Origin of the sequence: Arcicella rigui (assembly GCF_034929435.1) — a bacterium.
Lineage (GTDB): Bacteria > Bacteroidota > Bacteroidia > Cytophagales > Spirosomataceae > Arcicella > Arcicella rigui.
Window position 1 is genome coordinate 47,659 of the sequence record NZ_JAYFUM010000032.1, and the last position, 9,480, is coordinate 57,138.

Here is a 9,480-nt window from a genome sequence, read left to right on the forward strand (position 1 = left end):
TCGTTGTGGCTATAATTCGCCATCGTCTTCGATATTCGGTTCAAGCGTATCAAGCAAGGCTTTTTCGTCACCTTTGATTTTTTCTTTGATTTTGTTTTCTAATTCTTCCAATAAATCTGGATTATCTTTCAGCATATCTTTCACGCCGTCACGTCCTTGTCCCAAACGGTTTGTACCGTAGCTAAACCAAGAACCTGATTTTTTCACGATTTCCATATCTACCGCCAAGTCTAATACTTCGCCTGCTTTAGAAATACCTTCGCCGTACATAATGTCGAATTCTACTACTTTGAACGGAGGAGCTACTTTGTTTTTCACTACTTTCACTCTTGTACGGTTTCCGATTACGTTGTCACCGTCTTTGATTTGTCCGATTCTACGAATATCAATACGTACCGAAGCATAGAATTTCAAGGCGTTACCACCCGTAGTTGTTTCTGGGCTACCAAACATTACGCCGATTTTATCACGTAATTGGTTGATAAAAATACAGCAACAACCAGTTCTGTTGATGACACCCGTAAGTTTACGCAAAGCCTGAGACATCAAACGAGCCTGTAAGCCCATTTTAGAATCGCCCATGTCGCCTTCTAATTCAGCCTTTGGAACAAGAGCCGCCACGGAGTCAATTACACAAATATCAATTGCACCTGATGAAATCAATTGTTCTGCAATTTCTAAAGCTTGCTCACCGCTGTCTGGTTGTGAAATCAATAAATTGGCTGTATCAATGCCTAATTTTTCAGCGTAAGTTTTATCAAAAGCGTGTTCTGCGTCGATGAATGCAGCCAAACCGCCTGCTTTCTGAGCTTCAGCGATACAGTGCATCGTTAAAGTAGTTTTACCAGAAGATTCTGGGCCATAAATTTCAACTACTCTACCACGTGGTACTCCGCCAACACCCAGAGCTAAATCAAGCCCTAATGAACCTGTTGAAATCACGGGTACGTCAAGTACTTTACTATCCGACAAACGCATTACCGTTCCTTTACCATAAGCTTTGTCTAATTTTTCGAGCGTTGTTTGTAATGCTTTTAATTTTTCGTTGGCAGGATTCGTTGCCTCCGCTTGTTGTTTTGCCATGATGGATTTTTTAGGTTAAATTTTGGTTATCATTCGGGAGCATTAAGTTTTATTATTGTTTTTTGTTCTGAAAACAGTTTACAATAGGCAATCTTGATTCTTTTTTGAAAGAAATTTACTGGTAGAACTCAAGACCCGAATACAAAATTTTTTATGGTGAAATTACCATTTTTTCAGCAAATTAAAGTACTTTGTGCGTAAATGTTCAAACGATTTTTTCAAATAAACCTCGCCCTTTTTTTGTTTAGTACTGCTTGCTCGAATGCACAGGTAAACAATACTTCTTTGGAGACTTTCCAAAGCATTGATTCCACCAAAAACCAACAGCTTTATTTTCAGTTCAATAGCTTTAGCTTTTTGAAAAATAATGAATACTTTGGTAAAATAGCGGATGGCTACACGCTTTTCGGGAATCAGTTTTCTCCCAAAATGATTTATCAGCCTGCTCCGAATATTAGCGTTGAAGCAGGAGTATATGCTTGGAAAGATTTTGGCAATGATGCTTTTACGGCGGTTCAGCCCATTTTCACAGTAAAAGTGCAGAAAGATTCAGCCCAATTTTTATTCGGAAATTTGGAAGGACAACTCAATCATCATTTGGTAGAACCCATGATGAATTTTGAGAGAGTCATCCTAAACCGACAAGAGTACGGTCTGCAATACACTATCAGAAAAAGTAAAACTTTTTTTGATAGCTGGATAGACTGGCAAAAGATGATTTACAAAGGTTCTGATTTTCAAGAACAAATTTTTGGAGGAATTTCTTGGAATAAGACTTTAGTCCAAAAGAAAAACTTTAGGCTTTCTCTGCCTTTGCAATTGACTTTGAAACATCATGGCGGACAAATTACGAGTAGCAAAGACAGCGGACAAGTAATAACGGTAATGAATACCGCTCTGGGTATTGAAGCCGAATGGCGAATGAGAGGTTTTGTACAGAAAGTAAAAACGCAAAATTATTGGCTGGGCTACCGCCAAAATTCTGGTGCAAATCCTTATTTTATGGAAGGCTCAGGTATTTATTTAAACCTTTTAACGGAAACCAAAGTACTAAATCTGATGCTGAGTTATTGGCAGTCGAGCGGATATATGTCTGAAATTGGCGGTGATTTGTACCAATCTGTTGGAAGAGTTTACAAATATCCAAATACCGTTGAAAAAGAACGTAAACTGTTGATTGTTAGAGTAATGAAAGATTGGAAACTGATTGATAATTTGTTTCTAACTTTCAGATTTGAACCTTATTGGGATTTCAACAATCGAAGTTTCGAGCATTCAGAAAGCCTTTTTCTTACGTATCGACAAAATTTTAGGTTGAAATAAATCCTAAAATCTGAGAATATAATCTTGCTTTGGTTGATTTTTTCTGAAAAAAACCAAACCTATAAAAAACAAGTCAATCGTAATCATCACTTGCGGATGAGCTTTGATATAATGCCAAGCATCTTGCATTTCTTCTGACCAATGGATGTCGTCGAAGATAAAAAGAGAAGATTCGGTGGCTTTTTGTAAACAGATTTCAAAATACTTCACCGTAGGTTCGTAGCGATGATTGGCGTCAAAAAAGGCGAAATCTAATTGCTCGATTTTCTGAATTTCTGATTGAAGTGTTTCATCTAAATTTCCGACTACGATTTCGATATTTTTAGCATTTAGTGCGTTGAAATTATCTTGAGCAATTTTTGCCGTAGTCGGGCAGCCTTCAAAAGTAATTACTTGTGCATTGGCATTGGCTTTTGCTTCGTAAAGGGTAGTCATTCCTAAAGAAGTGCCTAAATCAAAAATAGTTTTAGGCTTGAAATGCTGAATCAAACGGAAGAGTAATTTACCAAATTTAGAAGGCTTTTCAGCACCTTGAGCAATTTGTCGGATTTCTCGAAGATTTGAATTATAAATTTTAGAGCCAGCCCCAAAGTCTGTAATTTCAATCACCGTAGTATCTTTCAACAAACGCTTTCTGAGTGATTCTATCAAACGAAATTGTTCTGATTTCGCCTCTTTAGCTTTGATAATGCGTGTGTAAAGCTCAAAAACAAACGGCGAGTGGATAGCGTGTTCGTTTTTAGAAGCAAGTAGGTATTGGATATATCTTTTAAACAAAATAAGTAGTATTTTAAAATAACAATTTAAGGCAAGTATTGGTATCAATAGTTTTAGTGAGAATAAAGAATTGAGGATTTATCACATTCTTAAAAGAAAATTCAGCACTCAAAACTCATCACTCAGCATTCATGTTAGTTCATTCTGAAAGGAGCAATCATTGTAAAATCTGGAATGACTACATTGAATAATTTTCCATCAAAAATTCTTTCCATTTGATATGTTCCTGCCATTTTTCCAAGCGAAGTATTCAAATTACAGCCACTTGTATATTCATAACTTTGTCCGGGTTCTAAAGTAGGTTGCTGACCCACAACTCCTTCGCCTTCAACTTCACGCACAAGTCCGTTGGCATCGTGGATATACCAGTGACGACGCAATAATTTCACCGTGAAATCACTTCCATTATGAATCTTAATATGATATGAAAAAACAAAATTCCCTTGAAATGGATTTGAGTATTCGGCTTGGAAGTGTGTCAAAACGCTTACCTTTACACCATTTGTGATAGCTGACACCATTTTTGTTATTAGGATTTTTTACGTTATATTTTATCGAAAATTACATTAGATTGTCTGAAAAATCAATGTAATTGACAAATTAATTAAAACCCACTGAAGAATGAATGTAAAAATGGAGGATTCTTGGAAGCAACGCTTGAGTCCAGAATTTGAAAAAGAGTACTTTAAAAACTTAGTAGAATTTGTAAAAAATGAATACGCCACTGGAAAAGTATATCCACCCGGCAAATTAATTTTTAATGCTTTCGATAAATGTCCTTTTGATGAAACCAAAGTAGTGATACTTGGTCAAGACCCATATCATGGTGCTGGGCAAGCGATGGGACTTTCTTTTTCGGTAAATGATGGCATACCTGCTCCGCCTTCTTTGATTAATATTTTTAAAGAAATAAAAGACGATTTAGGCGTTCCAGTACCCAAATCTGGTAATTTAGAGCGTTGGGCAAATCAGGGCGTTTTATTGCTCAATGCTACTTTGACGGTGCGTGCTTCGGAGGCTGGTTCGCATCAGAAAAAAGGCTGGGAGAATTTTACCGATGCTGTTATCAGATGTATTTCAGAAGAAAAAGAAGGTGTAGTATTTATGCTTTGGGGAAAGTACGCTCAAGACAAAGGAGCAATTATTAATACTTCAAAGCATTTGATTTTGAAAGCCAAACATCCTTCGCCAATGGCAGCCAATAGTGGCGGTTGGTTTGGTACAAAACATTTTTCAAAAGCGAACGAGTACTTGCTAAACCGAGGACTTTCGCCCATTAATTGGTAACATCATATAAATTCCCAATAACAATCTATCTTAAAGGCTTGAAAATAATGATGATTTTTAATTATTTTTATGTTCATTGCCTTTGTAAATTTTAACTCATTTTTATGCAAAAAATCTTATTAATTATTGTTCTTTTCTTATATCAAGTACATGTTTCGTATGCTCAAAAAAGATACGAAGATGAAATTGTAGCATTTGAAATGCACGATTTAGTTTCGATGCCCCAGCCGCATCAAATTTTATTGGTAGGTAGTTCCTCTATTCGGATGTGGAAAACTTACAAAGAAGATATGGAGGGGTATTATGTTATTAACCGTGGTTTTGGTGGCTCTACGATGAGTGATGTAAATGAATATTTTGATAGAATTGTATCGAAGTATTTGCCCAAATATATTTTTGTATATGAAGGCGATAACGATTTGGCATCGGGCAAAAGTCCAGAAGAAGTATTGGAAGACTACAAAATTTTTGCTGAGAAAGTAAAGAAAACATTGCCTAAAACCAAAATTGCTTTTTGCTCTATTCGTCCTTGTCTTCTGAGGATTAATATTCTTGATAAGCAAAGAAGGTTTAATCAATTACTGCAAACTTTTTGTAAGCAGTCGAAAAAGTATCAGTATATAGATATGCAAAAAGATTTTTACTTGCCAAATGGAGAATTGATGCAAGATATTTTTATTGAAGACAAATTACATTTGAACGAAAAAGGCTATAAAATCTGGACGGCAGCTATCAGAAAGCATTTTGCAAAGAATGTGAAATAACGTGGTTATTTTGTTAGCTCTAAGCTATGTATAAATAAAATGCACTCCAATCAAAAAAGGAGTGCATTTTATTTTAGTCTTGAAATTACTTATTGGATATTCTTAAATTCTTAGTTAGTACTGTATTTAGTTTTACCTTTAAAGTAATATTGATGTTGGCAACTCTTGCTTTACCTTATTCTAAATGGCAACTGCAAGGGTTGTCACTACCTCAAAAAAAGCTAACGATAAGAACGCTTTTGAACAAAATACAATCCTTCGTACAGTATTAATTCTTAATTCAAAATTCATAACTCATAATTAATCAACCTCTGCTTTATTGACTCTTTTTGGCGTTGCTTTGCCTTCTGCCATCGTTTTTGAACCCACAGCAATTGCACGAATCATATTGGTCATGTGCGAAATATCCAAAGATTCAAACTCATCATCTACACTATGATAGAGTTTGTCAATATCAATTTGGTCAGATGAAATAGAATGTGCAGGTACACCCAAACGTGCCAAAGTAGCGTTGTCTGAACGATAGAAAAGATTCTGCTCAGTATATGGGTCTGGATGAAAACTGTACACCGAACCTTTTACGGATTCTTGTAAAATTGTTCCAAAATCTGATTTTTCAAAACCTGTAATAAATGCTGAATTTGCCCCGAATTTAGAAGGCTTGCCAATCATTTCGATATTAAACATGGCTACAATTTGGTCGGGATTGAGTTGTTTTGAAAAGTACTGAGAACCATATCCGCCAATTTCTTCGGCAGTAAAACACACAAAAATCAAGCTACGCTCAGGTTTTGCTTGTTTGCTATAATAATTGGCTAATGAAATAACAGCCGTAGTTCCAGAAGCGTCGTCGTCAGCACCATTGGCGATTGAATCACCTTCAACTGCTTTGATATAACCGAGGTGGTCGTAATGTCCAGAAAAAACTAAGAACTCATCTTTTCTTTTGCCTTCAATCATTCCCGCCACATTTGCCAACGAAAGCGTTTCTACTTGATTTTTCAAATTCACCGCTAAAGCATTTACTTGTACTGAATCAGCCAAAGCAAATACTTGTGTTTTATCTTGATTCAGTGCTTCTCTGGTAGAACCTGCTCCAAAATAATTACGATAATTCGAGAACATTTTTTGATGTTTCGGATTCACCAAAATTACCGCATCTGTATTTTTCTTTCGGATTTGATTAAAAGCCTGACGAAAATTACTTTTTTCGTTGATATAATAAATCTCTGGTTTTGACTGCTCAGTCCAAGCAATAGACTCGGAAGAAGTAACAAAAAAGAAATTTTCTTTGCCTAAATCAGCACCATTTAAAGTCAATTTAGCCTCCGTAGGTTTTAGCGAATACATTGAGAATTTTTGCTCAAAAGAGCTTAAACCTTTTAAAGGTTTCAAGCCAATCTTTTTAAATTCTTGCTGAATAAAAACAGAAGCCTTTTCGATACCTGGCGTAAAAGTTCTTCTGCCCATCATATCATCCGCACTGAGGGTTTTGATGATGCGTGCTACTTCGCTCTCCTTGATAGAAGCCTGCGAAAAAGCTGTTAATGAAATTGAAACTGAGAAAATCAGTGAGAGTATTTTTTTCATTTTGTTAATGTTTAGATAGCTTTCGGATGTCGGCGTTCAGATTTCGGTTATCAGATGTCGGATTTCAGTCTTCGGTTTTTGGATTTACTTGTGTCATTACTTAGAAGTGATGTTTTGAGTATTCTCAAACGAACAAAAAGCTAAAGTCAAAAGCTATAAAATTTAAAAACCAACATCTGAAATCCGAAGACCGAAATCTGACATCCGAAAGCCAAAAAAAATTCCAAATCAACCTATCTTCCTCCCGGAGGGCAATATTGTTTTAAATAATTAGTAAACAAAGTATTCAAATGGGCTCTTGTTCCTTCGCCTTCGTAAATACCATGCGAACGGTTTGGATAAGCCATAAATTGAAACTGTTTGTTGTACTTAATTAATTCATTTACCAATTGTTCTGCATTTTGATAATGCACATTGTCGTCGCCCGTTCCGTGGATGTACAACAAATTGCCTTTCAAGTTTTTAGCATAAGTAATTGGCGAGCCTTTTACAAAATCCTCACGGTTTTCTTGTGGAATCCCCATGTATCTTTCTTGATAAATATTATCATAAGTAAGCTGATTCGCTACCGCTGCTACCGCAATACCTGTTTGATAAATTTCAGGATATTGGAAAAGTAAATTCAAGGTAGTTGAACCTCCGCCACTCCAACCATGAACCGCTACTCTGGTTGGGTCGATATATTTATTTTTCAATAATTCTTTGGCAGCCATCGCTTGGTCACGGATATTGATTTGACCGATTTTGCGGTAAATCGCTTTTCTCCATTCACGACCTTTCGGTGAAGGCGTTCCACGTCCATCAATCGAAACATAGATATAACCATCTTTCGCCATATCGCCGATGTACAAATTATTCATGCCTGCAAAATAAGTATCTTTTACCGTTGCCGAAGCAGGTTCTGTATAAACAAAAAACACGATTGGATACTTCTTCGTAGAATCAAAATCATAAGGTTTTACCATCCAAGCGTCAACCGTAATATTGTCTTCTGTCTTGATTTTCAAGAACTCAACCTTTTGTTTTTTAGGTTTTTGTTTAGCGATTTTTGCATTGATACTTTCAGCGTCATTGAAAGGCTTGTGGTCTGGCAATGAAATCATTTCACTTACGGGACTAACCGTTGAACTTGTAAAACGATGTTGAGCAAATTTTCCAGTAGGCGAAATATTATAACTATGTGTTCCTGCTTGGTTCAATGGCGATACTCTTTCAGCTTTACCTTTTCCGTCTAAAGTAGTTCTGTATAAATATTGTTGCGTAGCATTTTCTGGCGAAGCTGTGAAGTAAATCACATTCGTTTCTTCATTGAAAGCCAATAGACTAATTACATCATAATCGCCAGCAGTCAATAATTTTTCTTTGCCATCTTTACCGATGATGTATAAATGATTCCAACCATCTTTTTCAGATTGCCAGATAAATTCTTTGCCATTTTTTAGCCAATCCCAACCTACAGATTCTCCTGCACGGTTGTTTACATTTACCCAAGCCTTGTCCGATTCGCTATAAAAAGTTTTTGCTTCGCCTGTTTTTACATTGCAAAGCATCAATTTTGTTTCGTTTTGTTTGCGAGGCAATTGTTGAATAATGATTTCAGAAGAATTTGCCGCCCATTCCATTTTAGGAATATAATTATTGGTTGACTCTCCCGGTACTTTCATCCAAGTAGTTTTGGCAGTTGCTACATCTACTACACCCACTTTACAAGCCGAAGGTTTTTCACCTACTTTCGGATATTCTACTGGAATTACTTGCGAGTAAATAGAATCCGTAGTATTCAACATAAAGTAGTCACGAATGGTATTGGCATCAATTTGCCAATAAGCAATAGATTTTCCGTCTGGACTCCAGCGAAAACCGTCTCTACAATCAAATTCTTCTTCATAAACCCAGTCGAAAGTACCGTTAATCAATTTAGTAGTTCCGTCTTTGGTCAATGCTTTGATTTTGTTGGTAACAAGGTCTTCAACATAAATATTATGTTTTGAAACGTATGCTACTTTTGAGCCATCTGCCGAAAACTTCGCAAACATTAAAGAAGCCTCTGGCAAACCTTTGCCCAATTGCTTCAACTGTTTGCTGGCAAGGTCAAGTACCCAATAATCGCCACGAGTTTCGTAACGCCAAACTCTTTTGCTATTCGTAAAAATCAAGACTTTTTTGGCATCTTCCGAAAAAGTATAGCCACTGATAGGCAAAGGTTGTGACTGCCCTTTTGGCGTAAGTAAATCCGCTGTAACGATAGTAGTTTTTTGTAGAGAAGGCAAAATGACTCTTGAGATTTGGCTACCTTCCAATTGTGTGTAAGAAGTACCGTCAGTGTCCCAATTAATGCCTTGTGCGAAAATCCCAGCGGGAATAAATAGAAGAATCAGCAGAATGTGCTTGAAGTGTTTTTTGTTCATGGGTTTTAGATTGATGAATGAAAGGCGAAAATAAGAAAAACATTTTGCTTATGATGAGAATTGTTGAATAAAGATTTGGTGTTCAACCTCACCGCAGCGGCGGCCGCCCCCGACCCCTCTCCTATTGAGAGCAGGGTTGTTAAGTTCTGATATTTTATTAATTTTGTCCAAATAATATTTTGTAATGGAGATTAATGATTTTTTTAAAAGCCTTTCAGACCCACGTAGAGGTCAAGGTCAACGCTATC

Annotated in this window: 8 protein-coding genes; 3 read left to right on the plus strand and 5 right to left on the minus strand. The window is 36.4% G+C overall.

The annotated features are described in order from the left end of the window. Nucleotides 1–9: 9 nt before the first annotated feature. Entirely contained in the window at nucleotides 10–1,083 is a 1,074-nt protein-coding gene (gene recA, locus VB248_RS21745) for a recombinase RecA (protein ID WP_323298948.1), read from the minus strand. Between the two features lie 240 nt (nucleotides 1,084–1,323). Here recA and VB248_RS21750 point away from each other — a divergent pair, with 240 nt between their 5' ends. Next, nucleotides 1,324–2,406 (plus strand): hypothetical protein, encoded by a 1,083-nt coding sequence (locus VB248_RS21750; protein WP_323298949.1) that lies wholly within the window; start codon nucleotides 1,324–1,326, stop codon nucleotides 2,404–2,406. A 3-nt stretch (nucleotides 2,407–2,409) separates the two neighbouring features. Here VB248_RS21750 and VB248_RS21755 read toward each other — a convergent pair whose 3' ends face one another. Beyond that, complete coding sequence (locus VB248_RS21755; RefSeq protein WP_323298950.1) at nucleotides 2,410–3,183, minus strand: O-methyltransferase; 774 nt, start codon at nucleotides 3,181–3,183, stop codon at nucleotides 2,410–2,412. A 134-nt stretch (nucleotides 3,184–3,317) separates the two neighbouring features. Beyond that, complete coding sequence (gene apaG, locus VB248_RS21760; RefSeq protein WP_323298951.1) at nucleotides 3,318–3,704, minus strand: Co2+/Mg2+ efflux protein ApaG; 387 nt, start codon at nucleotides 3,702–3,704, stop codon at nucleotides 3,318–3,320. Between the two features lie 100 nt (nucleotides 3,705–3,804). Between apaG and ung the strand changes: the two genes are divergently transcribed. Next, the gene (gene ung, locus VB248_RS21765) at nucleotides 3,805–4,470 is read left to right on the plus strand and encodes a uracil-DNA glycosylase (RefSeq protein ID WP_323298952.1); all 666 of its coding nucleotides are present in this window, start codon (nucleotides 3,805–3,807) and stop codon (nucleotides 4,468–4,470) included. 104 nt (nucleotides 4,471–4,574) lie between these two features. Beyond that, on the plus strand, nucleotides 4,575–5,234 hold the full coding sequence (locus VB248_RS21770; protein WP_323298953.1) for a GDSL-type esterase/lipase family protein: 660 nt from the start codon (nucleotides 4,575–4,577) through the stop codon (nucleotides 5,232–5,234). Nucleotides 5,235–5,534: 300 nt separating this feature from the next. Here VB248_RS21770 and VB248_RS21775 read toward each other — a convergent pair whose 3' ends face one another. Further along, nucleotides 5,535–6,824: a M20/M25/M40 family metallo-hydrolase gene (locus VB248_RS21775; RefSeq protein WP_323298954.1), complete on the minus strand. Its 1,290-nt coding sequence runs from the start codon at nucleotides 6,822–6,824 to the stop codon at nucleotides 5,535–5,537. 233 nt (nucleotides 6,825–7,057) lie between these two features. Next, nucleotides 7,058–9,232: a S9 family peptidase gene (locus tag VB248_RS21780; protein WP_323298955.1), complete on the minus strand. Its 2,175-nt coding sequence runs from the start codon at nucleotides 9,230–9,232 to the stop codon at nucleotides 7,058–7,060. Nucleotides 9,233–9,480: the final 248 nt, after the last annotated feature.